Origin of the sequence: Thermogutta terrifontis (genome assembly GCF_002277955.1) — a bacterium.
GTDB classification, from domain to species: Bacteria; Planctomycetota; Planctomycetia; order Pirellulales; family Thermoguttaceae; genus Thermogutta; species Thermogutta terrifontis.
Genome location: NZ_CP018477.1, coordinates 1,500,968 through 1,526,678 on the forward strand (window position 1 = coordinate 1,500,968; position 25,711 = coordinate 1,526,678).

Below are 25,711 nucleotides of genomic sequence, written 5' to 3' on the forward strand. Positions count from 1 at the left end.
CCGGTTACTGCTGGAGCGAATACAGGAGGATATTGATTCCAAGCCGGGCGGCATCTTCGGGGATGTAGCCCCGACATCCCACGGTCTGCTGACGCTCGAGAGCACAACTGAGATCATAAGGCGAAAAGATCACCGCCCAGCGGTCGTCAAGGCGGATGCCCTCCAATTCCGGTGGAACGCGTCGCATCGCCTCTGCGGCGGGACTGTCCGGACCAACGGGTTGAGGGTCCCGACGCGAAACAAACCGCACGTCAAACCCGCCGTATGCCGTGGTGTAAATGGGATCGTCGGGAGGGATGGGCTGAAGGGGATGCTCAGGTATCAGTGTGCCGAATTCCCGGCGAAATGACTCCGCAAACGCCCGATTGGCACACACGGCATCGGCGAGGATCATGCCGCCGCGTTCCAGATAAAGCCGAAGTTGCTGCCGCTCATCTTCAGTCAGCCGAAAGGCGTTTCTTCCGTGCATGAACGCGAGGTGGAAGTTGAACAGGGCCGGGTCAGTGATGTTGATTTCGTACTTTGCTAGATCGACACGCAGACGCAGTTGTTGGGCGGCCGCTTCCAGCAGGTTGTTGAGGGCTCGGGGAGCCACATGGCATCCCCCGGGATGAAGTAACTGGGCCACGGCGATTCTGTCCCGGGCGACTGTATCCTGGGCAGCCACCAGGGATGGACGTTCGAAGAATTCGTACTTGTATTTAAGCTGTCGGTTGGTTGCGTAAGCCAGAATATTGACCCCCAAATTGACGCCCGCTTTGACTTCTTCGGCCACAGCGGGGGCGAGCGTTACTCCCCGACCCAACCGATGGAGTTCCCAGAGGCAGGAAAGAGACGGCAGAAAACGTCCGTCTTTTCCCGCCACGGCAGGTGCATAAACGACGCTCGTTCGGCAGCCGAACTCGATTCCCAGAAGCGGTCGGAGAAACTGTGGAGGGATAGCCTCTTCGGCCCGCCAAATGGGGTGCTCCGGGGGAAGCATTTGCAAAGCATACTCCGGCTCAGGAAATGCCATCGCCATCAGCTGGCGAAAACCTTTATCGAAGGTTCCCTGAGGGCAGGTAGCCTCCGCCAAAAGAAATCCCCCGCGATCGACGTAGTCCCTGATCTTCTGGGCCAGTTGTTTCTGGGCGGCGGGGTCACTCGGAAGGGGACTATCCACGCCCCCGAGATAGAGAACCGGGGATTGGAGCAGATCTTCCACACTTGCGGCGGCAATGTCCACGATCTGCCATCCGAGGTCCATCTTCCATCGACTCTCCGTGTATGTCGTCAGGTTGTACACGTCGTTAGGATGGCTGTTCCAGCTTCCCTCTGGTCCCAGGCGAACCTTGCTGAGCAGGATCGGCCGCCGTCCTTTGGCAAGGAACAGTAGGGCGAACGAGGTTGCCAGGAGCGGATCGCTCTCCATATTGGGCCCCACCCAGTAATCGGTGGGAACGCCCCCGGCTGCGACGGTAGCCTTTAGCTCCAGAAGAAACGCAGAACCTTCCCGGTACCAATCATGCTGGCCGATGAACCGCAACGCGCTGAGCCGTCCCACCCGCTCTAAACCGTAGAGATAATAAAAAACCCAGATGTTTCCGCCCTGAGGATTCTGACGGACCGTGAAGTGCCGGGCCAGCCAGTTCAAGCCCCGCTGAATGCGATCGATTCCTCCGGGAGCGGGCTGACAGCAGTTGATGCGGTTCTGGTCGTCTACCTGAGCGGCCGGTTGACGCACAACGTCATAGATGATGATGAGCGACGTGATGCCAGCGCAGGTCATGCTGCCGGTTCCGGGTTGGCCTTGACGGTAACCCCAGGAACCGTCTGGATTCTGGCCGCTCTCCCAGTATTGTCGAGCTGCGGTCCAAACGGCATCAGGGATGCGAGCGCCTGCCCTCTCGGCTTCGTACAGCGCCAGTACCGCAAACTGACTGTTGGAATTGTCGGCATTGGAGCCGGGATAGGACCATCCGCCCCGATCCGCACCTCCCTGAATCTGGGTTTTTGCCAGCCATTGCACATTTTCCTGAATCTGTGGCAGATATCGGCTGGGATCGGCCCGGCAGTAAACCATCGTTTGCAGCGCGATGGGATATGTCTTGTTGATGTCTTCGGGCGAGTGCTCCAGAAGGTATCGAAGCGCCCTCGCCACGGCCGGATCGTCCGAGGGAACACCGGCACTGAGAAGGGCCAGGGTGCACAGCGACGTCATTCCGCACGGCATATTGACGGGGTCGGGCCAGGAGCCGTCGGCTTGCTGGGAACGCTTGAGAAACTCGATCGCCCGATTGATCGATTCTTCCAGGGCTGCCGCTAACTTTTCTCCGGGCACCTGAGCTTCGACCATCGGGCAAAACGTTCCCAGCAGCAAACAGCCCAGGATGGAGGCGATTAACTTGAGGAGGTTCGCATTCGCGGTCAAGCGACGTGGCCTAGCCGGACAGGCCGATTCCCACGTTTGCCAGGTGTTACCCATCATCCGTCCATGCCCTCATGCTCTTCAGCCGTGCTCTGAACTCTCCCTGATTGCCAGCAGGTGCACTGGATCTCTCTTGTCATGTGAAAAATAGAGAAAGTTTGACGGTTCGTGCCGCGAGTTGTCTCCTGGCCCAACTCGGATGGCTCCCCGTTGCGTCATATAATCAAAGAAGGCGACTGTCATTTCCGGAAGCCCGAACGGCAACTCGCTTTAGGCACAGTGAATTGCAAGCGCTTTCCACGGAAATGGTTGCCCATTGATCGTTAGGTTTAGCTTTCATGATACCAGTCGATCGCGGCCTGGGATACCAGCACGGCTGGGAATAATCCGTCGGTGGGGTGAGACGAAAACGCGATGGGGCATCGGGAATACGAACAAGGAATGAAGTCTCTTTGCGGCTGATGGAGCGGTGTCGGAATCCGGCGAAGTTTGATGACCTTTGAGGCATCGCAGCGCGGGTGGGAAGTTGGCCCAGGCAAGGGGTCTTTCACAAGGAACTTTTGTATCGATGAGGTGATACGTTGTCCACCGGAAAACCTCGCACCTTGGGAGATGTGCTGCAGGAGTTCAGTTCCTACCGCCGTTTGATGGTGGAGGAACTCCAGAAAGTCATCGTGGGGCAGACGGAGGTTATTGAGCAGCTTTTGGCCGCCGTCTTCACCCGGGGACATTGTCTTCTTGTCGGCGTGCCGGGGTTGGCTAAGACGCTGATGGTCAACACGCTGGCGCGCATTCTCGACGTTCAATTCAAACGGATTCAATTCACTCCCGACCTGATGCCCTCCGACATCACGGGGACGAACGTTCTGGAGGAGGACGAACACGGAAAACGCTATTTCCGGTTTGTGGAGGGACCCATTTTCACAAATATTTTGCTGGCGGATGAAATCAACCGCACCCCTCCGAAGACGCAGGCCGCTTTGCTCCAGGCGATGCAAGAACGGGAAGTGACGGTCGGCCAGCAGACGTATCCGCTCCCTGAGCCGTTCTTAACGATTGCTACTCAGAACCCCATCGAGCAGGAGGGAACCTATCCTCTTCCCGAGGCGCAGCTTGACCGCTTCATGTTCAACATCAAGGTGGATTACCCGTCGCTGGAGGAAGAGGAACGGATCCTCGCCATGACAACGCGGAACGAGAAAGTCGAAGTCCGCAAGATACTTTCCGGCAAAGCTATTTTGAATTTACAAAGATTGGTGAATTCGGTGGCAGTCAGTCCTTACATCGTCCAGTATGTGGCTCGACTTGTCCGCGCCACTCGCCCCCGAGACCCCTCGGCACCGCAGTTTATCCGCGATTTCATCGATTGGGGGGCCGGACCGCGTGCCGGGCAGTTTTTGATTCAGGGAGGAAAGGCCCTGGCTGCGATGGACGGCCGATTCGCTGTCTCCATCGAAGATGTGCGAAAACTCGCCATTCCTGTGTTGCGGCATCGGATCAGCGTCAATTTTCAGGCTCAGGCGGAGGGACTCACCACCGATGACATTATCGAGCGGCTGGTAAAAGAGGTGCCCGCCCCGGCAATTCCGAAGTTCGAGCAGCCGGCGCCGCAGGTCAGCCCGGATGTGCTGCGTCCGCTTTCCTGATATTTCCAGGCTTTAAAAGCCGCGGCGGCATTTTCCAGACCGGGAAAGAGGCGAGACGTTTACAGTAAATTATGGCGAATATTCAAAAGTATTTGAAACCTGAAGTCGCTCGGCAGATCAAACGGCTCGACCTCCGCGCTCAGTTTATTGTCAAAGGATTTTTGCACGGTTTGCACGCCAGTCCTTTCCACGGCTTTTCCGTGGAGTTCAGTGAACACCGGCGTTACGTCCCGGGCGACGATCCCATGGACATCGACTGGCTGGTCTATGCCAAAACCGACCGCTATTACGTGAAGAAGTTTGAGGCCGAGACGAACATTACCGGCTACCTTGTGGTGGATGCCAGTCGCTCCATGGGCTACACGTACCGCCAGGAAATGACCAAATTTGATTACGCCATTTGTCTGGCCGCCGCTTTGTGCTATTTGATGATCCATCAGCAGGACCCGGTGGGATTGTGGGTGTTTGATGAAAAAATCCGCCATTCGTTACCACCAAAATCGAGACGCAATCATTTAGGCACGGTTCTTTCGATCCTTGCGAAATTGCAGCCGTCGGGCGAGACCAACATCGCGCAGTGCCTTGCCCAGATCGCGGCCTTTCTTCGTCGGGCAAGCCTGATCATGATTTTTTCCGACCTGCTCGCCGATCCCGAGCCCGTCATTCACGGTCTGCATCGGCTCAAGCATCGCGGGCATGACATCATCGTCTTCCATATTCTCGATGAAGCGGAAGTGTATTTTCCTTTTAAAGGACTGGTGGAGCTGGAAGAACCAGAATCGGGCCAGAAACTGGAAGTTGACGCAGCGGCTTATCGCGCCGACTATCTGGAGGCCCTCAATAAATTCAGGGAGAAATATCGGCAGGAATGCTTTCGGGCAGGAATCGACTATTTACCGCTGGACACCAGCATGGCCTTTGATAAGGCCTTGTTTGAATACCTGATGCGACGCAAAGCTCGGTTTTGAATTCGCTTCCGCGGGATACGCTTCGCGTTGTGGAAAGCTGCTGACTGAAGAATCGTATGGGATTTGTCACCCCGTTGTTTTTCTGGGTCGGTTTGGGATTGATCGGAATTCCGGTCATCCTCCATCTCATTTTCCGGCAGCGGGGTAAAACTGTCGTCTTTCCGGCCCTTCGGCTTCTCCAACAGCGGTACGAGGTTCGCAAGCGACGACTGCGTCTTCAGCATCTTCTTCTGCTTCTGTTGCGGGCACTGGTGCTGTTCCTCTTGGGGATGGCGCTAGCCCGGCCCACCATCAACTTTGGCGAGGGACTCCCCAGTGAGGAAGCTCCGGTGGCTGCGGTGCTTATTTTCGATACATCGCCGCGGATGGCGTACCGATTCCAGAACCAGACGCGGTTGCAGGCCGCCCAGTCGCTGGGGTTGTGGCTGCTGCGAGAGCTTCCTCGGGACAGCGATATTGCGGTCCTCGAGACGCGACCGATGCCACCCCGTTTCGCCGTGGACCGGGGAGCCGCCAAGACTCAAATTGAACGACTCCAATTTTCCGCCCTGACGGAATCCATTCCAAAGGCGCTCGAGAAAGCAATCAACCTGTTGGAGACAAGCGATAAAACCCATCGCGAGGTCTATTTTTTCACCGATCTCACCACCTCTGCCTGGCCGGAAGAAAGCCTTGGAGCACTCCGGGAGCGGCTGAAGGCTGCCCGCGGGATCTCCTACTACATCTTTGACGTGGGAATCCAGAATCCGGCGGATAGTGGCATCGTGCATGCACAACTTGCCAGCGAAGTGATGGTGGACGCGATGCCGGCCAGTTTTGAAATTCAATGCCGCCGCTGGGGACCGGCCGAGACACGAGCGCTTGTTGGATATCTTTCGGGTCCACTGGGAAAGGCCGAGTCCAATGCGCAAACAGAGCCGGTAAAACGAGTGCAGGAAACCGTGGAGTTTGCCCAGAATGGCACAGCGACTCTTAATGTGCGGATTGGGGGGCTCACCCAGGGCGTGTATCAGGGGTATTTCCAATTGGAAGGGGATTCACCTCTGGGAGTGAATGATCGCTGGTATTTCACCATCCAGGTGCGCCCCGCTTTCCGCGTTCTCATTGCGGCTCCCCAGCCTGCGGGACAGCACGCGGTGTATCTTTCTCAGGCACTCGCCCCGGAAACGCTTCGGCGTGCCGGCATTTCGCGTTATCAGTGCGACGTGGTCTCCTACGAAGAATTGCAAAAACAAGATCTGTCACCGTATGCAGCGTACTTTCTGCTGGATCCGCCGCCTTTGCCGGACTCGTTCTGGACGAAGCTTCGCGACCTGGTCCGTACGGGAAAAGGAGTGGCCTTGTTTCTCGGGCGTTCTCTGGGGTCAATTGAGAAATGGAATGCGGGGCCTGTTCAGGACCTTCTGGCCGGTCAAATTCTCGTCCAGGCCCGCGATCCGGGTGGAGAGCTCCACCTTCGACCGTCCCTTTATGACCACTACCTTTTAACGCCGTTCCGCTCCGTGGCCGGATCGGTTCCGTGGGACATGTTTCCCGTCTATCGATACTGGGTGCTTGACCCACTGGCAAGCGACGCGTACGTGATCGTTCCATTAAGCAACGGGCATCCCGCTATTGTGGAAAGGTCGGTTCAAAAAGGTCGGGCGATTACTGTGGCCACCGCAATTTCCGACCTCCCGGAGGAATCGCCGTGGAGTATGCTGACGATGGGGCAGGCTTGGCCGTTTGTGATTTTGGCCAATCAGATGGCCCTGTATCTTGCCGGGGCTGGAGATTTGCGGAGTAACTACTTCGTGGGTGAGCCTGTGCGATTGGAGCTGGACCCCGAGTTGCGACTCACGTCGGTCCTCCTGGAACCGCCTCCAGATGTGCTCAATTCGGATACAAAGGAAGCCACACTGCCGGTGCGCGTCAACGTGGATCCTGAAAGCCACGAGATTTTGATCAGTGCCACGGACCAGATCGGCAACTTCCGTGTGGTGGCTCGGGAAGCTGGTGTTGATTTTCACTCGGGATTCAGCGTCAATTGCCCGAGCCACATCATGAATCTCGACCGCGTTTCCGCGGGGCTGTTGGAACAAACGTTTGCGGATGTGCCAATGCAAATCGCCCGCGATAAGGAGCATTTGCTCCGCCAGGTGACGGCGGGAAGAACCGGGCTTGAAATCACACCGTATTTGCTTGGTTTGCTGGCCCTGATCATGGCCCTGGAACAGGTCCTGGCCAATCGGTTTTATCGATCATCACCGGCAGCGCCTTCCACACAGAGTAAAACCGCGCCGGCGTAGCGCAGCGGACAGGGGCCGGACAAACCGTGAATTTGCTGACGAACGTAGCGGGTCAAAGGTGGAAATTTCCCGAGAAATTGCAGGATATTGATTTCCTTGCAGGACATTGACTCCCTCGATTAACTTTCAGCCCATTGCCGACAGCTACTACCTGGTGGCAGGAGTTCTCCTGCTGCTCCTGCTGCTATGGCGTCTCGCACCCATCAGCAGCGAATTGTCGCCTTCACGCCGAAGAAGCCTCTTGATCGTCAGGATTTTGATCTTCCTTGTCCTTGGTTTCATTCTCCTGCGACCGACGCTCGTTTTTTTCAGCCGTCTCAAGCAGGCGGGGACGGTTGTCCTTCTTATCGATCAATCACGGAGTATGGCGGTGCCGGACGAGATTCGCGGTGTCAGTCGCTTCGAGGCCCTTCGGCAAACCCTCCAGAAGAATCAAAATGCACTGGGGAAACTGGCCAGGGATGTGGATCTCAAAGTCTACGCGTTCGATGCTCAATTGCATCCGCTCGCTATAAAGGACGGCCGGATCGAGCTCCCCTCGGAACCCGCGGGAGATCAAACGGCCATTGGTGCCGCATTGGAAGACATTCTGAGGGAAACCAGCGGTGAGCGGTTGCTGGCCGTGATCCTCTTGAGTGATGGTGCCCAACGGGCTCTCTACCCCCGGGATTTACCGCCTCAGCCGGTGGCCCAGCGGATGCGTTCTCTGGATCAACCTCTCTTCGCAGTGCGCTTTGGCAAATCCCGAACGGCTGCCGAATCGCGCGATTTGGCCCTTGAGGACCTGATCGTTCCCGATCGGATATTTGTTAAAAACGAGCTCAAAATTACCTCCCATCTTCACGCCATGGGATACACCAATCAGAAGATCAGGGTGGAGCTGTGGTTCGAGACCAAGCCCAATCAGTTAGAAGTCGTCAGCGCTCAAGAGATTACCATCGAAACGGCTGATGAGCGGATCCCGGTTCGCTTCAGTTACATTCCGGAGGTGACGGGCGAGCGGAAGGTGAGCGTCGTCGTGGAGCCGATTCCCGGTGAAGCCCTCACCACAAATAACGAGCAAAACGGCCTTGTACGCGTGATTGCTGGTGGTATCCGGGTTTTGTATCTGGAGGGTGCCCTCCGGGTCGAGCAGCGGTTTTTGCGCCGGTCCCTCGATGCCGCTACCGATATCCACGTGGACTACGTTCGCATCGATCCCAATCGACCCGAGTCACGTCCGGCCGATCTTGAAAAACGTCTGAGTCCAGAAAGTTACGACGTCTTCATTCTGGGAGATATTGACTCGTCGTTTTTCCGCCCTGGTGAACTGAAACGCCTTGCTGACACGGTGGCCGACGGTGCAGGCCTGCTCATGATTGGCGGGCTGCAGAGCTTCGGAGCAGGTGGTTACGCGGAAACGCCCCTGGCGGATGTCCTGCCCATTCGTATGGACCGCTTGGAACGGCAACCCTTGGGAGAGGCAATTCGGCCTGACCTGCATTATCCGGGACCGTTACGGATGGTGCCCACCTCAATCGGCCTGTCGCACTTTGCCATGGCCCTTGCCCCGTCGCCACAGGAAAACCAGCGGATTTGGGAATCTCTGCCGCCTCTCGATGGAGCCAATCGGTGGTCGGGCTTAAAGCCGGGGGCGATCGTGCTTGCCGAAGACGCCCAGGGCCATCCCCTCTTGGTTGTGCAATTTTACGGGGTCGGTCGGGTGGCTGCCTTCGCAGGTGATTCCACATGGCGCTGGTGTCTTCATGGATATGAAAATGCCCACAAAAAATTCTGGCGGCAGCTTGTCCTGTGGTTGGCCAAAAAGGAAGAGACCCAGCAAAACCCTGTGTGGGTGAAATTGGCACAGCGTCGTGTGCCCATGGGAGAGAAACTCCAGTTCGAGGTAGGTGCCGGGGATCCGCTGGGAGAACCCATACCCGGGGTCACGTGGAAGGTCACCGTCGTGACGCCCAGCAAGAGCCGGATTCCGGTCAGTGTTCAGCCGCGTCAGCAAAACTGGGTGGGGGAATTCCAGCAAACGCTGGAAGCTGGTGATTACCAGGTAGAAGTGGAAGCCTTCCAGGGGAGCCACCTGATCGGTCGGGAGACTGCCCGCTTTCTGGTGATGAAGCGTGATCTCGAGATGGATCAGCCCGCCGCCGATATCGCTCTCCTTTCGGCACTCGCCAGGACATCCGGTGGCGAATGTGTCACTGCGGAAGATTTTCCGCGGATTATCAAAGAAATTGAAAAAAGGACCCAATCGCTCGAAGTACCCGTGGCCACCCGTCGCAGTTTGTGGGATACCTGGCCTACACTTCTGCTTTTTGCTTTCCTCAATACACTGGAATGGTATCTGAGAAAGCGGTGGGGCCTTGTGTGAAGCGGTCTGACCGCGATCATCCCCATGGTTTTTGACACCTCATGATACCTGGGTGTGTGCTCCATCTATTTGAGAATTTCGACAAACCGGGCAGGGTAGCATGCTTTGGGAAGGGCCATCAATTCAGCAGGTGAGGAGATTGCATGACAGGCATCGATCAGCCGGATTCGCCGTTGGCCGGGATCAAAATCCTGTTGCTGGGAAGTCCGGCAGCGATGAATTCCTGGGAGTTCCGGCGAGAGGTGACGGCAAGAGGATTGAAGCTGGCATCCTCTGATGAGCCGGCGGATTGGATCGTCATTGGTGAGCAGTCGCTGTTTTCGGTCGAGGAGAGCGAACTGCAGAAGCTCGCGGAGGAACTTGCTCAAAATCAAAGAGGATCGCACGCCGAGATTCTGTGGGAGTCGGAGTTCTGGCGAAGGCTGGGACTGGTGGAACAGACGCCGGGTGTCCGCAGTCTGTACACCCCTGGTTTGATAGCCCGGCTGGTCAATGTGCCCGTGTCAACCATTCGGCAGTGGCAACGGTTCGGGCTACTGGTGCCTTCCCAAATCGTTCGCCGCCTGGCCTATTTTGATTACCAGGCCGTGATCCGGGCGAAAAACCTGGCCGAACTTACCAAAGCCGGTGTCTCAGTTCGACGGATTCTCGGACGATGGCGGAATTTGGCGCAGCGATCACCTTTTCTGCGAGAGGCGCTGGAACGCTGGCCCCTCGTCGTCCGGTGGCAGCAGGCGTTTTTCCGGTACGGCGACAAACTTGTTGACCCAACCGGCCAGTTCCATTTTGACTTTTCCGAGGCCAGCACGGGGGATTGTTTTTCCGAAACGGCCATCATTTCCTTGGAGAAATCGCTCGCACACGGCTTTGCAGCAGACAGTTGCAGCAGGGAGGAGTTGCTATCGATCGCGGAAGTGTGTGAAGAGACCAACCGGCTAGCCGATGCCATTGAGGCTTACCGGCTCATTCTGGCCAAAGGCGGACCGCAGGCCGAGGTCTGCTTTCGCCTGGCTGACTTGCTCTATCGGGCAGGTGATCTTTCCGGTGCCAGGGAGCGATACTTCATGACGATTGAGCTGGATCCGGAATATCTGGAAGCTTATCTGAATCTCGGTTCGGTCCTTGTGGAACTGGGTGACCGAGAACTGGCGATGGCAGCATTTGAAGGTGCGCTCCAGCTTCATCCAAACTTTCCCGACGCGCATTTCCTCCTGGCCCAACTCCTGGAAGAAATAGGACAACATCAGGAAGCGGCAAAGCATTGGCAGAGGTTTCTCGAGTTGGTGCCTGATGGCCCGTGGTGCGAACTCGCCCGAAGCCATCTTCCATTGGAAAAAGAGAATTAACAGGATTAAACGGCCATGTAACCAATACTTCAAATTCCGGTACGCAAGTTGTGCTGGTCCAATGGGTGCAAAATGACCACCGGATTGTGTCGCGGATTAGTAAGACACCATCGCATTTGTACAAAAGTCGTCCCAGGCGTGATCACCGCTTCAGTATTTCGATTCCGTCGTTTAATCTGTGCTTCTCTAATGTCTCTGAGCAAGCTTGTTCGGTGTGAAATGTGAAGAAAAGGCCGACCGTGGTCCGAAGTTTGTTCAGTTAGTCGGACACTTGTGATGGCGGGCTCAGATTGTGACACGCTGATGGATGGAGGACATCCCGCATCCATTCAACGGTGGCACGCAGACTGGATGTCTGATGATTCTGGAGCTTCTCCACCAAGGAAGAAAGCACCGGTAAAAGGTAGTGAACAGCAAGATCGTCGCGAAGATGGATGAAAGACAAAAACTCGTTCTGTCGCTGGTTTGCCACCATGTAAGCCGCCCGAAGTGATAAAAAAGCATAGAAATCCGCTAGCACGGCAAGGTGATCAGGAGGTTCTTCCGTGCTATTCCGATAGCCCATGCGATCGTAGAGCTCCTCGAGCGTGGCAAGCATTTCCCCCGGCGAAACGAGCGGTAAATAGCTGACCGCGCGGAGGGAGACCTGGCCACCGGGATAAACGATTCGAAAATACTCCTCCGTCGTCGGATCGCTGCACCAATTTTCAGCGATTCTAAATAGAGCGGGATCCTGAATCTCCCGAAGGAGACTCTGAATTTCGCACTTTCTGCTGGCGGACGGCGGCAGAAGGAGGAGGGCGGCCAGGTGCCATTGCGCCGCGTCACGAATCAATTCAAAAAACGACTGCTCAGACATTTGTTGCATGTCCATGTTCATTGGTTGGAAACGACTCGCAGAGGAATCCATGCTGACCGCATCTTTCGTGAACCGATTTCCTGGTGGGCGCCGTCCCAGATGGCGAAAGCCACATGGGTTCCGCTATCGGGAGAGAATCCCTCGGGCGGATCCCGGACAATCACCACGGCCCAACCCCGGGGAGTGCGGACAGCCTGCGCCTGCGAATTTTTTTGGACAGGGGTGATGGTGCCGGGGCCTTCCGCCACGATATCCTGAGCGCCTTTTTCAGGAACTGACGCCACATCATTGCCCAACCGTCGTGCAGGGGCGTACCGGAGAGCCATTTCTTCCTGTGCGGTGGATCCGGGAACCAGTGACGCTGCCTGAAAGGGATAGTGGCCGACCGCCGCATTCGGATACACGGCTTGAATGCCTTTCTCAAAGAGTGGCCCTTTTTTCCAGACCGCTTTCCAGAGAGTGATTTGCACCGGATGGCCTTTCTCGCCCATCTGCGGAGCTGGCAAGACGGCCTCCACTTTTTGCGGAAGCTGCACGGCGCAGGCGTCGGAGAAGGCCGCTATGCCGGGATCCGCATTTTCGGTGGCGTCTTCCCATTCCAGACGAAATGCCAGCCGGTGCCCGTCGTACAGCGCGCGGACCGCGACGTAAGGCGTGGAAGGCTGCAGTAATCGCGGCTCGACAAGATCCTGTAGAAGAAGCGGAATATGCAATTCCTGAGTCTGGCCCCAGATAGAATCGGTGGGATCGGTGGGCAGTTCCTTCACCATCAGAACCTGGATCTCCTGTGGCGGAGGCGCCACAGCCTGTCGCCGGCATCCCCCTGCCACGATCGCCGCACCGACCAACACGGTCAAAGGTAGCCGTAATTTCCACATGGTTAGATGCTCCGTCAGGGACAGTTGTGCCGAGCCACCTGAAAACGTTCGTCGAACAAAGGTCGCTCGAAAACGGGTTCCCGCAGTGGGACACGGACAATTTCTGCGCCGTCTTCTTCCATTCCGATGATCCAATCGTTTTGCCGCTTCCATCGGGGGACAATTTTCTCTGCACAGCCAAAGAGTTGGATCAATCCCGCCAGATCAGGATCATCCTTGGCGTTCAGGTATGTTTGGACTGCCGTCTGGACATGGGGACCAAAAAGCTGTTCCAGGAATCGCACCGGCACATGTACCGGCGGAATGTAGTAAACGTTGGGCTCAAGGCCTAATTGAGGTAAAAGGGGCAGGGCCACCTTGCGCACGTGAACGAGGTAGTCGATGGGATTGTCCGGGTTCGCAGATTCCGGGACAGAAATGTAGCCCGCCAGGCGGATTTTCCCGATGCAGTTGACAAAACACTGCGGTTGCAACCCCTGTTCGCGTTTGGGGAAGCAGAAGATACACTTTTCGGAGGTTCCCGTGAGAGGATTGAAAAACACTTTCTTGTACGGGCAGGCTTTCACGCACTCCCGGTAGCCCCGACAGCGTCCCTGATCCAGCAGCACGATCCCATCTTCCGGACGTTTATAGATGGAGCCTCGTGGGCACGCTGCCAGGCATGCCGGATAGGTACAGTGATTGCAGATCCGGGGAAGATAAAAGAACCACACGGCGTGCGGCAGGTTCAAAGCCAACCCGCGCTCTACTTGGCCGGCGCAATCATCTTCCCCTGTGTTGGGGAATGCGTAATCATAATCATCCGGCCGCCATCCCAGCACGCGTTCTCCAGCGGGAGCAGCTTCAAAGATCGTGCGCCCCAGATATTTTCCGTCCTTCCATGTTTGTGGGCCGAGCATTTCAAGTAGTTTGCTATCCCATGCGAGGGGATAACTGCCGTACGGTTTGCTTTCCACGTTATTCCACAGCATGTATTCCTGGCCTTTTCCTGAGGTCCAGGTCGTTTTACAGGCCAGTGTGCAGCTCTGGCAGGCAATGCACTTATTAAGATCGAACACCGCGGCGTACTGTCGCTGAGGGCGGTGTTCCGGATACCAGTAGGACATGGTGCGTCCCAGTTGCCAGTTGTAAACGATTGCCATGGTTCCGCATCCTTCTCATGAAGAACGATTAGGGGTTTCAATCCGCACAAACTCGCCGGCAAGGTAGCGTTGGAGGGCCGGTGACTCATAGGTCGGACGGAGCCCCAGTTGCGCCACACGCCACAACCCCTGGCCATTCAAGCCGCCCGGTTCCGCCCAGGTGATTTTCACGATGGCTTCTCGCGGAGCACCTGTGGGACAATGCACGTCGGGAGCAAAACCGGTCGAGATAGCTTGCCCGAAGATCTCCTTACGCACCAGTGAGTCTGTCATCCAGGTCGGCTTGAGCCAGCCTCGGGTAGCCGATTGATGCGACCCGGAGCGGAACATGGCCTGGTAGTTGGTACGGGGATTTTTGGCGAGGCCATCCGCCCTGGTGCGCTGCCCTTCCTGGGATCCTGGTGTGGCTCCGTACATGTTAAACCACATGCGGGTTACCCCCCGCGGGGTTCCCGGATAATACCGGGCACGGCAAAGAAGGCGTGCGAATTGATAGTCGCGAGAATTGTGCTGCCAGCCCCGGAAGGGACGATCTTCGGGGTCCCCGTCTATCCACACATAGTCTCCATCCTCGATTCCCAGTTCTTTGGCATCAGCCGGATTGATGTCCACGTATCCCTCGGCCACGAATGGTGCCCGCCTGTCATGACGATAAATATCGCCGAACGGGCCAAAGAGGATGGCGATCATGTCAGTATCGATCGGGGTGGTATGGGCGCCATGCCGATATTTGGGCGTGTGGAAGATGAAGCGATATCCCTTGGCGAGCAGGGGATGCTGATGTTTTTCAGCCACTTCCCAAGGAAGGACGACGTTGCGCCCGCACCGCAAATCACAAGACAAGTCTGTGCTTTCGACTCCGTAGTCCTCCGGCCCTGCGGGCCGAATGGCCTCATGTGAAGCCGCCACGATGATGTTCGGCTCGTAGAAGGTGGAGTCCACCGGCTCGCGGTGGACCGGAAGATTCTCTCCCGCCTCAATGAACTCGGGCTCTTCTCGGTAAAATTCCAAACGTCCGGTTTTCGTGTACCACGGTCGCGAATCAGTGATCTGTTCATAGCCCACTACCTTGGGCGTGGTACGACTTTGAAGAATGACCGGAATACCCTGGCGGGCTTTCTCTTCTATTTCTGTAAATCGATATCCCTTTGTATTGGAGCTCGCATCAAGAATTCTTTGGAGATAGACGTCCGTGCGTCCTTCCCGCACGAATTTCCAGTAATCTTCAAAGCGTGTGTCACCGGTCAATTTTGCCAATTTGGAGGCCACAAGCGCGAAAACCTCAATGTCACCGAGAGTAAGGAAGATTCTCTTGAGCGGAGTCCGCGGAAAGACGGACAGGAAGGGATTCGTGACGGAGGCCGTCATGTCGGGATGTTTCAATTCCGCCCAGGAATCCACGCCAAAGACGACATCCGCCCATTCGCAGGAGCCGGACCACCACCACTCATTGACGCAGATCATCTCGATCTTGGGCAGCACATTCACCACGGTGTTATAGTGCCATTTCACGTTTCCCAGGATCGAGTTGGCGTTGGCGAACCAGAGGGATTTGGTGGGGGTGGGAATATGCGTTTTCCCGGTCAGCAGACGCTTGCCCACGCGCAGGGGGCGGTCCTCATGATTGTAATAGTGGGCGGATTCCGGCTTCCAGTATTGGCGAACCACGGCGGGTTTGTCCTGATCCAGTTGTATATTGAAGGGATCCTCACTGATGTACTGCGGAGAACCGTTAAACAGTGCCACGCGATAGTTTCCGGCGTACGACCCGACGTTGCCGCCAATCCGACCTACATTTCCGGTCAGTGCAGCGACCAGGAATACTGTGCGGTCTTTGTTGTCATTGTTGAAGAACTGATTGGGGCCCATGCCCAGGGCAAAAAGCGTTGTTCCCGGCTCCGCCGCGATGTGCCGCGCCAGGGTTTCTACCGCTTCGGCCGGTGCCCACGTGATTTTCTCTACAGTTTTGGGATCAAAATGGAGCAGATATTCGCGGATGAGATCGAAGATCGGCCGGCACGTGACGACCGTTCCATCGCGAAGCTTGACCTGCACGGAGCCTTCCAGAAGGGCGTTATTGATGTTGTTGAATTTCCCCACCTGGTCGCGAGTAGTGAGGCGGGGAGCTCCCTTTTCAGCATCCCACCAGACACTGTCGCCCCACTCCTCTCGGAGTTTTTCGGGAATCAGCATCTCGACCTGCTGTCCCGGGGGCGGGGCTTTTTCGCCGGAGGCAAGCACCCTGGTCGCATTCGATAATTGGGAAGGGGGATCCCCGAAAACATCACGCGCCCGGAGACGTTGAAGAGTATCCATCCGGACCAGGAGGGGGAGATCGGTCCATTGTTTGATATAGTCAGTGTCATAGAGCTTGTTCTTGACGATGACATGGGCGAGTCCCAGAGCGAGTGCCGGTGTCGTGCCGGGGCGAACCACAATAACATTGTCGCCCTTGGAAGCCGTCGCTGAATATTCGCAGGCGATCACTACCACCCGCACGCCCTTGAGTCGCGCCTCGGTTAGCCAGTGCGCGTCAGGCATCTTGGTGGTGATCCAATTCATGCCCCACACGATGAGCGTCTTGCAGTGTTCAACGGCAGAGAGATCAAATTCAACCGTTTGCTGCCCAGTGACCATGGGATGACCGGGCGGCAAATCGGTGTGCCAACTGTAGTTGTCGAAACCGCGACCACCGAGGGCCTTTTCCGGTGGCACTTTACGGATGGCCGCATCAAGCAGCGCAAGAGAGTTAGCAAACCGATACATTCCAAAGACGCGGGTGATGCCCAGCAAGGGCATGCCGCCTCGAAATTTGAGCACCTGGGTTCCCGCCCCCTGGGTGGCCTCGACGGTGACCGGATCGTAGCCCTGGGCTGTCAGCAGCTTCTGACCCTTTTCGCCGGAATAGGTCTCCGCTATGTTCTGCAGCGCTGCCGCCACAATGGTGGCCGCCTCCTCGTGCGACATACGGATCCAGTTGTCACGGCCGCGCTGAAAATATTCCGCCGGGGGACGTCCATCTTCCCCGCGTGGAAATCCAGCCTCGTACCAGCGCTTGAATCCCTCCCGCACCATGCATTGAGTGATTCGGCGATCACCATAAAAGCGTCGGGGCAGCGCCAATCCCTTCTGGCAGATCCGCGGATCCCAGCGATGAGTTGTCCGGCGGCCGTCGAGATCTTCGGCTTCGCCGTATCGCATGGTCGGACCAATTCGCACAATTACCCCGGACCGAACAAACGCCCGGAGGAGACAATTATGCGTATCATTCGGCGCGCAGGTAAAAGTAAATGATTCGTCAAACCGCCAGAGATCGCGATAAGCATCCTCCCATTTTCTGTTCGGATAATTCGCCAGCGGATTATCCAGTGCTTCCAGTTGCCACGCCCGGCTGATGGAGTGGGCAAAAGCGGCAAATCCGGCTCCAGAAAGAATAGAAAGGAAATCACGACGCGATAATTCTCGACTATTCATTTCGCGGTCTCCCATGTGCGAATATAGGCGACAATCGCTTCGATCTCCTGATCAGGAAGTACAGGGTGGTTGAGGGACGGCAAAGCAAAACCTTCCATATTTGTGCCGCGTCTGCCTCGGCGGATCGTTTCTACGAGAAAGTCGTCACTTGCCGTCTTCAGTAGATTGGGATGATTGAGTGCTGGGGCCTCCGGGCCGCTCCCGTCCTTGCCGTGACAGCCGGCACACCACCGTTCGAAAAGTGCCTGTCCGCGGGTGGGGTCTGCCAAAACCCAGCGCCGCTCCGAATGCAGGGGCTGGGGCGGGGCAACGCCACTTCGTCTTCGCAAGTATTCCACAACAGAATTGATTTCCTCGGGATGCAGTCCAACCTCGGCATCGGAGAAGGCCGGCATCCGCCGTCCCGGGCGTCCCTCTCGAATCGTGGCCAGTAAAAAGGCGTTGTCGGCTACAGCGAGGAAGTCGGGATTGCCCAAGGCTGGCGCGGGCGGCTGGCCGGGAAATCGCCGTCCTTCTCCCTGAGGACCGTGACAACTCGAACAAAACGCGGCAAAGAGCGTTTCGCCATCGGTTGCAAATTCCCGGCGCTGCATGCGTTCAACAAGTGTCCGGTCGATAGGCTCCGCCCGCTTGTTGGAAGGATCTCTTCGCAGAGAGAGCAAATAGTACGTCAGCGATTCCACCTGCTCGTCGGAAAGGAAGAATTTCGGCATTTTCGAACCCGGCACGATCCTGGCAGGATCCCGCGTATGGGCGGAGAGCCAACTGGCGAGCGTGTGGGGGCCTGGAACGTTGGTAAAGTCCAGCCGGGCGGGATCTCGAAGGCCGATCGAGGTCAGATCGGGGCCCTCGGTCCCTCCGACGCCGGAAACTTTGTGACACCCCCGACAGCCCAGCGAATGAAAGAGCGCCTGACCCGCCACCACGCTCGGCGTTCCCACGCGGGTTTGCAAATATTCTTCAAGGAGCTGGCGTTCGTCGGGCGACAGGTCGGGAATGCAATCGCGCCAAACCGGGTCCTTGTTCTCCCGTGCCCGTTGCCGATGGACTTCGTACCAGTCCGAGGCGAACCCTCGTCGTCCAACGACAGACAAGTCGGGGCCCTCCATGCCGCCGATACCCGCCGGCCGGATTGTTCCGCCGCGTCCGTCCAGACGGTGACAGCTCAAACAATCAGAACGTTCCAGAACTGCCTGACCCTGAGCCAGACGTTCCAGTGTCGGGACGCCCACTTGCGTATGACAGGTTCCGCAGCCAGCTTCGACAAATCGGAGTGGGATCATGGGTTCCGGCCAGAATGGCACGTCGCCATGGGCGTCAGCACTCTCCGTGGCTCGTCCCTGTCCACCGTGGCAGACGGTGCATCCAAACTCTCCAAGATCGTGGGGAACGGGTGGATGGGGACGCGCCAGCCGATGCAGACCCGTCAGACGTTCGGCGGGATCCATCCCTACGTGACAGGTGGTACAGCGGTCGATGGTAGCGGTGGTGGTTCCCACGATCTGCCGAATCCCGGTTGAAAAAGGTCCATCCGAGGCCGCCACTTCCGCCTGAAGGCGTCGCCACTGGCGCAGCACATTTTCCTCCAGGGCAGCTGCCAGTAGGACCACCACGACCCCCAGACTGGACCACAACAGCAGGTGTTTATTCTTTGTCTCCATAGGCGATCAATGCTTCGGCCAGTCCGCCGGGGACCAGTAAAATCCCCAGTTTGGTCCACGAAAATGAACACCAATGATCGTCAGCACGACAAATCCACAGAGAAAGCAAGTGAAAAGTGCCACCGCACCGGCTCGGGCAGAACGATAGCGATGGACTATTCCCAGCGAGAATATGGCATAAACAACGACCAACAGCGTGCCCGGATTGACGAACGTGATAATCAATTGGGGAATATCCGGGAACCACTGCCGCAGCCAGCCAAACTGAATGGCGAAGGCTTCAATAGCGATGACAGAAAGCAATCCGAAGACCGCGGACACGAGAACGAGACGCTGGCCGCCTGGGCCACCGAACCATCTTCCCGTTCCCTCGGTTTCGCGGTCCAGGAATGGAATCAGTCCCAGACCGATGATGACGATCAGGGGAATTCCAGCACCTCCCATGAATGCGGAATGAGATACGAGCTCCTGTACCCCCAGAAAATACCAGGGGGCCTTTGCCGGATTCTCCGGGACCGCCGGGTTGGCGATTTCTTTGAGCGGAGCGTTCCAGAAGATGGCAGCCAGGACGGTAAGGAAAACCGTCAACATGAAGACGGCACATTCGGCATAGAACAGATGAGGCATGGAAGGAATTGTATTCTCCGGCCCTCTGTTCACTGCGGGTGAGCGACCTCGAACGATCGCGGCCAGGTGATACGTTTTGGTGGGAACGTCCGTGAAAACCGGGTAAAGGTCGCGGGGAGGTCCCAGCAGCGCATCGGCATCTTCAGGCCGTGCCAGCCCTCCGTCTTTGCGAATTCGCCAGAAATGAACGCCCATCAAAATGACCAACGCCAGCGGGAGAACAGCCACGTGCAGCACGTAAAAACGGATCAGCGATTCATCTCCCACCTCGGGCCCGCCCAGCAGGAGCGTTTTCATCCAGCCGCCTGGATCGAAGTAGGGCGTGATCCCGAGGGCATCTGTCAGTTCCCGCGGCGACTGAGCGATATTCGCACCGATGGTGATCGCCCAATAGGCCAGTTGATCCCAGGGCAGCAAGTAACCTGTGAAAGATAGTCCGAGTGTCAGCACAAGAAGTCCCAGTCCCACCAGCCAGTTGAACTCCCGCGGGTAACGATAAGCACCGGTGTAAAAGACGCGTGCCATGTGGAGGAATACGGTGACCACCATTAGGTTGGCTGCCCAGCGGTGGATATTGCGAATAAATCGTCCCGTAGGGACGACATAGTGAATATCTTTAATCGATTGATAGGCGACATCCGGATAGGGCTTGTAATAAAGCATCAATAACACGCCCGTGATGAGCGTCAGCAGAAACGCCGCAGTCACGGCCACTCCAAGTCCCCAGGTTGTGCGCCACCGGAGACTCCAGCGGTGCACACGAACAGGATGAATATGAAGAAACAGATTGTTGAAAACGAATTCTGAACGCGCCCGATCGGTCACAGGCGGTCCGGAACGGAAGGCGGATTCCTTGAACCGCCGGGGCGCTTCCCGCAAATGGGACCACAATTCCTTGAGGGGGGCTTGTCTGGGCTCCATACGCATCAACCTCGTGCCTTAGTCCCGGGTTGAACGGTCACATTGCCATCCACCCACACTTCGTTACCCTCAAGCGAAACTGCCAGCCAGGGAAGAGGCTTGGGAGCAGGCCCTCCGATCACATGCCCGTCGGGCGCAAAGCGCGAGCCGTGACAGGGACACTCGAAACCATTCGGGCTGGGTTTCACGATGCATCCCAGATGGGTGCATACCAGCGAGATGGCATACACACCTTCGGAATCGCGGAACAAAACAACATTGCGACCGGGAGGCACGAAGGGCTCACCTGGCTGGAGTGACTCGGGTAACTGCACGCGAAATTTGCGCGATGGGGACGCCGATACGACAACCCGGGGCAATCGGATGATACCCAAAAATGCCAGAAACAGCGCGGTGACAAAGGCTCCCAGGGCCGACAAACCAAGAAAATCCCTGCGTGGTACCGGCTCAGGAGCAAGCCGCGCGAGCACCGTCGTGTGATCGTCTTTCATAGCGTCTTCCACTCCACGTGATGACAGACCCTTTCCATCGTGATCGCGTCAGCCGGACACCGGGCCGCGCACAGCCCGCAACGGATGCAGCGGTCCTCATCTTTGAGGATCGCGCTTTGCTGGGTCCAATCGATTCCTTCACCGAGCAGTGCCGCCACAAGTTTTTCCAGTTCTTCGTTGCGCTCCATGGCCTGAAGAGGGACCAGTTTGAGACACCGGGTGGGACATACGTCCGCACAACCACCGCAGAGGATGCAGCGTGATCCGTCGAAAACCGGGGAAACGGCACAATCCAGACAGCGTGATGCTTCCCGCCTGGCGAGAGTGGCGTCGTATCCTGTTTCCACCAGCACGTCCCACCCCTTCAGCCTTTCTGTAACCGGAGTGGTGGGGATCGGCTGTCGTCGCACTCCCTCGTAGCCGCGTTCTCGCCGATAGCGTTTCTCCTCCAAGAACACGGTTGTCGCTTCGGGGACCAGGCGACGGCCGGTCAGATACTCGTACACCGACCGGGCAGCACGTTTCCCCGAGGCAACTGCATCAATGAGAAGTTTTGTCCCATGCGCAAGGTCGCCCGCCACAAAAACCCCCGGTGCGGTTGTGGCGAGGGTCTCCGGATCCACAACCGGCCAGCCTGGGCGATGCTGCTTGATGTCTTCCCCACCTTCTGCAAGAAAGTCGAGGCTGGTCGTCTGGCCCACCGCAAGAAGAACTGTATCGCACGGGATGCGTATCCGATCGTTATCGTCAAAAAGAGGTGCAAAGCGACGGTTTTCATCGTAAACTCGCAAACATCGCCGAAAGACGACCGCGGTGACTTCGCCGTTGGCGCCGCGCTCGATCTCAAAAGGACCCCATCCCCCCAAACGTTCGATCCCTTCCTCGTCGCCCTCCAGGATTTCCTGCGTATCCGCCGGCATTTCTTCGAGAGTTTCCAGCGACACCAGCTTGACTCCGGTGCCGGGTTCCATCCGTGCGGCTGTTCGTGCGGTATCCCAGGCAACCTGTCTCAGGACAGTTCTCGCCACATCGTAAGCCACATTGCCACCCCCAATGACCACGACGTGGCGACCGATCTGAAAGGGTTCTCCCAGTGCCACCGCGCGCAACAGATCAACGCCGCCATACACGCCAGGACCGTTTTCGCCGGGGATTCCCAATCGTCGGGCGCGCTTGGCTCCCACGGCCAGGATAACAGCCGCGTACTCGCGCCGCAGGTGAGCGAAGGAAACATGCTCCCCGACGCTCTGCCCGCATCGCAGCTCTGCACCCAGGGCTTCAATCACCGAAATTTCCCAGCGGATGAGTTCCCGCGGCAAACGATAGGCGGGCACTCCCAGTGCCAGCATGCCCCCCGGAATGCGTTCGGCTTCGAAGATGACCGGCCGAAAACCCATCAACGCCAGATCGTGAGCGGCAGCCAGTCCGGCAGGGCCGCCGCCGACGATGGCCACGGGTTGACCGGCGGCCTTCTCGACCCGGCCCGCCGCCTCCGCTTTGATCCACGCGGCCAGTTCCTCGGCATCCATCGCAATCGGTGGGGCTGCCTGACGAAGATTCTTCCAGTAATCCACTGGATCTCGCTTTTCCCAACCGCCCGACTCACAGGCAAATCGTTTGAGCGCACGAATTGCAAGGGGGCGGTCCTCGGCCACAAAATGACCATCGGCGTCTACTCGCGGAACACGTCCGCGTCGACAGGCCGCCTCGCACGGCGCCCCGCAGATCCGCCCGCAAATCGAAGCGAGCGGATTCGGACCTCGAGCGATGAGATATGCCTCTTCATAACGTCCCTCGGCAATGGCGCGGACATATCCCCGGGCATCGGTATGGACCGGGCAGGCCACCTGACACGCGATGAGTTGCCGGTGGTAGTCGGTACCCGGTACGGAAACGGCGAGTGTTGGCTGCAAGGCTACACCTCCTGTCCCCGCGCTTCTCCAGCCTTCGTCATCCGACCGGGACGAGATCGCGAAGGCGTCGACGGCCACTCTTTCTTTTCCGGTGGCACGAGCTCCACTATCTCGATGCCAGGCCATAACCAGCATTTCTCCCTCTCGGGGAGCGACGGGTCGGGGCAGGGCCGTTTGATCATGTCGGCCAGCGTCCACCGCGAAAGAACGCCCACAATGGCCCGGTGAAGTTCGGCGGCCGCTTGATGAAACGCGCATGTACGCGAGAGGTCGTCGGTTTCCCGGCAAAAGTCGCCAAGAATCACGCCCTGACAGGCCTCAACGATGCTGAGAAGCGAGATCTGTTCTGGCGAACGATTCAAGGAAACTCCCCCGGCCACTCCTCGTTGGGCCTTGAGTATCCCCGCTTTGACCAACTGGCGGAGCACCTTCGCCAAATAGGTGGGAGACTCTCCGAACGCCTGGGCGATCACCCGCGGAGAGACTGGTTGGTGATCTGGGTGGAGTCCCAGAAACACCAGTGCTTTCAAGCCGGAGATGGTGGTTTTTGTCAACATACCCAAATCCCGGATAAATCGGATAAGCGATATCCACAATATCCGTAATTCGCTCCCCTGTCAAGACGCGGACGGACCTTATTGCTTACGTATCTGCTGAGCTATTTGGTCCGCCAATCTTCCGGACTCCGTCGAACACGGAGGGGCACGCTTGTCGTGCCCGCCAGGACGAAGACGAAATCGATAATCCAGCTTGGGAGAAACGGACCTGACAAGCAGGTCCCTCCAAAAGGCGGACCTGACAAGCAGGTCCCTCCATATGCGGTAGGGGCGATTCATGAATCGCCCCCAAAGCGCATCCACCAGGGCTAAACAACGTGTCGGTAGGGGCCATTCATGAATGGCCCCTACCGATGGTTCGCTTTTCAACCGTCCTGCACCTCCTGCGGGGAATGCCTTTTCCAGAGCCTTCCTGAGTCCAGTGACTTACGCTAGATGGCAACAACGCAAAGGGCGGGCTCGGCAGGGGTTCAGGGGAGATGCTGTGCATCTGGGCGCGCTTTGTTCAGGAACGGTGAGCACCCGGATGAGGTGAGGGCGGAGGAATTCGCCTTCCGCCCAGGTGCGAACCGCTCTTGGCCCGCATAGAATGGGGGGGCAATCCTGAAACACGTCCTCGATGATGAAAGCTCTGCATTTGTCCCCGGCAGCGTTTTCGCCTGAAACGCTTCACAAGGAGCCAGTCCATGGGTGCATCTCAGAATCGCTTTACGGGCGTCTTTCTTGTAATAACGTGGATCCTCGCAGGATGGGCTCAGGCGGACGTCTTCAACGTGAAGGACTACCAGGCCAAGGGTGATGGGCAGACACTCGATACGTCGGCCATTCAGCGGGCCATTGATGCCTGCGCTCAGGCTGGGGGCGGAACGGTACTTGTTCCGCGCGGCGAATACCTGTGCGGTACCCTTCACCTTGCAAGCCATGTGACGTTGCACCTCGACACGGGGGCCGTGATTCGGCAAAGCCGGCGTCCCGAGGATCATCCCAGGGCGCGGTATTTGATCATTGCCCAGGATGCTGAACAGGTGGCCATCACGGGCGAAGGCACACTTCGCGGGATCGGTGACGGTGATTTGGGACGCCGGGCCGACCGCAGCGATGCCAAAATGCCCGAATTCCGCGCGGGCCTTGTCCTCTTTCAGAACTGTCGGGACGTGACCGTCCGACAGATTAGTTGTGTTCTGAGCGACACATGGACACTGACGTTCCGCTTCTGTGAGAACGTCACGGTTGAAGATGTCACAATTCGCAATCACTATTTTCATACCAATTCCGATGGCATTGACCCCGTCTCCTGCAAGCATGTGCGAATTGCCCGGTGTCGCATCTCAGCGGGCGACGATTGCATTGTCTGCAAAACGGCTGATGGTAAGCCGTGCGAAGATGTGAAGGTCCGCGATTGCGAGCTGGAGTCCATCGCCACGGCTATCAAATTGGGGACGGAGTCGTCGGGCGATTTCCGGGATATGGAGTTCACAGATTGTATTGTGCGCAACAGTACTGTAGGGATCGGGATTTATGTCAAAGATGGTGCGACTGTCGAACATATCCGGTTTGCCAATATCTCGCTGGAAAACTACAAACCGACAGGCGCGAGCAATGTCGAAGGGGCGATGTTTCCGATTTTCATGGACATTGAAAAACGCCATGCCGATTCGCCGCTCGGTCATATTCGCGATATCACGCTGGAAAACATCACCGTTACAAGCGGATTTGGTGCCCTCGTGCAGGGGACACCCGAGAATCCCATCGAACGATTGACGGTCAAGAACCTTGTGTTCCATGTCCGCGATCCGGAGGATTGGAGCAATCGCCGAAAGCACATTGGGGGGCGTCGCACGGTCTCCGGACAGCGCGATACGGAGTTTGCCCGTCTGCCCGGTTGGTTTGTGGCCGCCCATGTTCGCGGGTTCACGCTGGACGGTTTCACACTGGTCCTTCCCCCGGGTGTGAAAGAAGACCCTGGCAAGGAACCGGTAATCCTGCGCGATGCCTTAGACAGCGTTATCCGCGATCTGGTTGTCAAGAAATCGGAGAACTCCCCGTGACGAGAAGGTGTGGAATCTTTTGGGAATTGGTGTGATAAGGACCGCACCAAAAAGATTCCTTGGCCGCACAAGAATGCCCTCCGCTCAGGTTTCTTGCCAGTGTTTCAAAGCCAAGGAGGA

General features: G+C 57.3%; 16 protein-coding genes. 6 read left to right on the forward strand and 10 right to left on the reverse strand.

All coding sequences use genetic code 11. From position 1 onward, the window contains the following. Positions 1 to 4 precede the first annotated feature (4 nt). Entirely contained in the window at positions 5 to 2,467 is a 2,463-nt protein-coding gene (locus THTE_RS05650; protein ID WP_095414520.1) for a DUF4159 domain-containing protein, read from the reverse strand. Between the two features lie 554 nt (positions 2,468 to 3,021). Between THTE_RS05650 and THTE_RS05655 the strand changes: the two genes are divergently transcribed. The 5 genes from THTE_RS05655 to THTE_RS05675 all read left to right on the forward strand — a co-directional run bounded on the left by THTE_RS05655 (position 3,022) and on the right by THTE_RS05675 (position 11,020). After that, entirely contained in the window at positions 3,022 to 4,053 is a 1,032-nt protein-coding gene (locus THTE_RS05655) for an AAA family ATPase (RefSeq protein ID WP_207651831.1), read from the forward strand. Positions 4,054 to 4,124: 71 nt separating this feature from the next. After that, a complete protein-coding gene (locus THTE_RS05660; RefSeq protein WP_237260208.1) occupies positions 4,125 to 5,021 on the forward strand; it encodes a DUF58 domain-containing protein in 897 nt (298 codons plus the stop codon). A gap of 56 nt (positions 5,022 to 5,077) precedes the next feature. Beyond that, positions 5,078 to 7,309, forward strand: coding sequence for a vWA domain-containing protein (locus THTE_RS05665; protein WP_095414522.1), 2,232 nt, complete (start codon positions 5,078 to 5,080; stop codon positions 7,307 to 7,309). 106 nt (positions 7,310 to 7,415) lie between these two features. Next, positions 7,416 to 9,674: a hypothetical protein gene (locus THTE_RS05670; protein WP_095414523.1), complete on the forward strand. Its 2,259-nt coding sequence runs from the start codon at positions 7,416 to 7,418 to the stop codon at positions 9,672 to 9,674. A 143-nt stretch (positions 9,675 to 9,817) separates the two neighbouring features. Then, complete coding sequence (locus THTE_RS05675; protein WP_095414524.1) at positions 9,818 to 11,020, forward strand: helix-turn-helix domain-containing protein; 1,203 nt, start codon at positions 9,818 to 9,820, stop codon at positions 11,018 to 11,020. A 259-nt stretch (positions 11,021 to 11,279) separates the two neighbouring features. On the opposite strand, the gene THTE_RS05680 is transcribed toward THTE_RS05675, so the two are convergent. The 9 genes from THTE_RS05680 to THTE_RS05720 are packed head-to-tail and all read right to left on the reverse strand — an operon-like array spanning position 11,280 to position 23,543. Continuing rightward, positions 11,280 to 11,879 (reverse strand): molecular chaperone TorD family protein, encoded by a 600-nt coding sequence (locus THTE_RS05680; protein WP_157731801.1) that lies wholly within the window; start codon positions 11,877 to 11,879, stop codon positions 11,280 to 11,282. A 17-nt stretch (positions 11,880 to 11,896) separates the two neighbouring features. Continuing rightward, positions 11,897 to 12,757 (reverse strand): ethylbenzene dehydrogenase-related protein, encoded by an 861-nt coding sequence (locus THTE_RS05685; RefSeq protein WP_157731803.1) that lies wholly within the window; start codon positions 12,755 to 12,757, stop codon positions 11,897 to 11,899. Between the two features lie 14 nt (positions 12,758 to 12,771). Beyond that, the gene (locus tag THTE_RS05690; RefSeq protein ID WP_095414527.1) at positions 12,772 to 13,899 is read right to left on the reverse strand and encodes a 4Fe-4S dicluster domain-containing protein; all 1,128 of its coding nucleotides are present in this window, start codon (positions 13,897 to 13,899) and stop codon (positions 12,772 to 12,774) included. A gap of 15 nt (positions 13,900 to 13,914) precedes the next feature. Beyond that, entirely contained in the window at positions 13,915 to 17,373 is a 3,459-nt protein-coding gene (locus tag THTE_RS05695; protein ID WP_207651790.1) for a molybdopterin-dependent oxidoreductase, read from the reverse strand. Then, entirely contained in the window at positions 17,370 to 19,034 is a 1,665-nt protein-coding gene (locus THTE_RS05700; RefSeq protein WP_095414529.1) for a c-type cytochrome, read from the reverse strand. The genes THTE_RS05695 and THTE_RS05700 overlap by 4 nt, the downstream gene beginning before the upstream one ends. Before the next feature lie 6 nt (positions 19,035 to 19,040). Further along, positions 19,041 to 20,582, reverse strand: a complete 1,542-nt coding sequence (locus THTE_RS05705; RefSeq protein WP_157731805.1) for a cytochrome b N-terminal domain-containing protein — start codon at positions 20,580 to 20,582, stop codon at positions 19,041 to 19,043. Between the two features lie 5 nt (positions 20,583 to 20,587). Further along, positions 20,588 to 21,073 carry a QcrA and Rieske domain-containing protein gene (locus THTE_RS05710; RefSeq protein ID WP_095414531.1) on the reverse strand — a complete coding sequence of 162 codons (486 nt, stop codon included), beginning with the start codon at positions 21,071 to 21,073 and terminating at the stop codon, positions 20,588 to 20,590. Further along, complete coding sequence (locus tag THTE_RS05715) at positions 21,070 to 22,986, reverse strand: FAD-dependent oxidoreductase (RefSeq protein WP_168175791.1); 1,917 nt, start codon at positions 22,984 to 22,986, stop codon at positions 21,070 to 21,072. Before THTE_RS05715 ends, THTE_RS05710 begins: the two co-directional genes overlap by 4 nt. Before the next feature lie 2 nt (positions 22,987 to 22,988). Then, on the reverse strand, positions 22,989 to 23,543 hold the full coding sequence (locus tag THTE_RS05720) for an RrF2 family transcriptional regulator (RefSeq protein WP_157731807.1): 555 nt from the start codon (positions 23,541 to 23,543) through the stop codon (positions 22,989 to 22,991). Positions 23,544 to 24,229: 686 nt separating this feature from the next. Here THTE_RS05720 and THTE_RS05725 point away from each other — a divergent pair. After that, positions 24,230 to 25,591, forward strand: coding sequence for a glycoside hydrolase family 28 protein (locus THTE_RS05725; protein ID WP_095414534.1), 1,362 nt, complete (start codon positions 24,230 to 24,232; stop codon positions 25,589 to 25,591). The last annotated feature ends 120 nt before the right edge of the window (positions 25,592 to 25,711 follow it).

Excerpts from the sequence above, each read along its gene's own strand:
- THTE_RS05650 (WP_095414520.1), bottom strand. The coding sequence starts at position 2,467 with ATGATGGGTAACACCTGGCAAACGTGGGAATCGGCCTGTCCGGCTAGG.
- THTE_RS05660 (WP_237260208.1), top strand. The coding sequence starts at position 4,125 with ATGGCGAATATTCAAAAGTATTTGAAACCTGAAGTCGCTCGGCAGATC.
- THTE_RS05665 (WP_095414522.1), top strand. The coding sequence starts at position 5,078 with ATGGGATTTGTCACCCCGTTGTTTTTCTGGGTCGGTTTGGGATTGATC.
- THTE_RS05675 (WP_095414524.1), top strand. The coding sequence starts at position 9,818 with ATGACAGGCATCGATCAGCCGGATTCGCCGTTGGCCGGGATCAAAATC.
- THTE_RS05680 (WP_157731801.1), bottom strand. The coding sequence starts at position 11,879 with ATGTCTGAGCAGTCGTTTTTTGAATTGATTCGTGACGCGGCGCAATGG.
- THTE_RS05685 (WP_157731803.1), bottom strand. The coding sequence starts at position 12,757 with ATGTGGAAATTACGGCTACCTTTGACCGTGTTGGTCGGTGCGGCGATC.
- THTE_RS05690 (WP_095414527.1), bottom strand. The coding sequence starts at position 13,899 with ATGGCAATCGTTTACAACTGGCAACTGGGACGCACCATGTCCTACTGG.
- THTE_RS05695 (WP_207651790.1), bottom strand. The coding sequence starts at position 17,373 with ATGAATAGTCGAGAATTATCGCGTCGTGATTTCCTTTCTATTCTTTCT.
- THTE_RS05700 (WP_095414529.1), bottom strand. The coding sequence starts at position 19,034 with ATGGAGACAAAGAATAAACACCTGCTGTTGTGGTCCAGTCTGGGGGTC.
- THTE_RS05705 (WP_157731805.1), bottom strand. The coding sequence starts at position 20,582 with ATGGAGCCCAGACAAGCCCCCCTCAAGGAATTGTGGTCCCATTTGCGG.
- THTE_RS05710 (WP_095414531.1), bottom strand. The coding sequence starts at position 21,073 with ATGAAAGACGATCACACGACGGTGCTCGCGCGGCTTGCTCCTGAGCCG.
- THTE_RS05720 (WP_157731807.1), bottom strand. The coding sequence starts at position 23,543 with ATGTTGACAAAAACCACCATCTCCGGCTTGAAAGCACTGGTGTTTCTG.
- THTE_RS05725 (WP_095414534.1), top strand. The coding sequence starts at position 24,230 with ATGGGTGCATCTCAGAATCGCTTTACGGGCGTCTTTCTTGTAATAACG.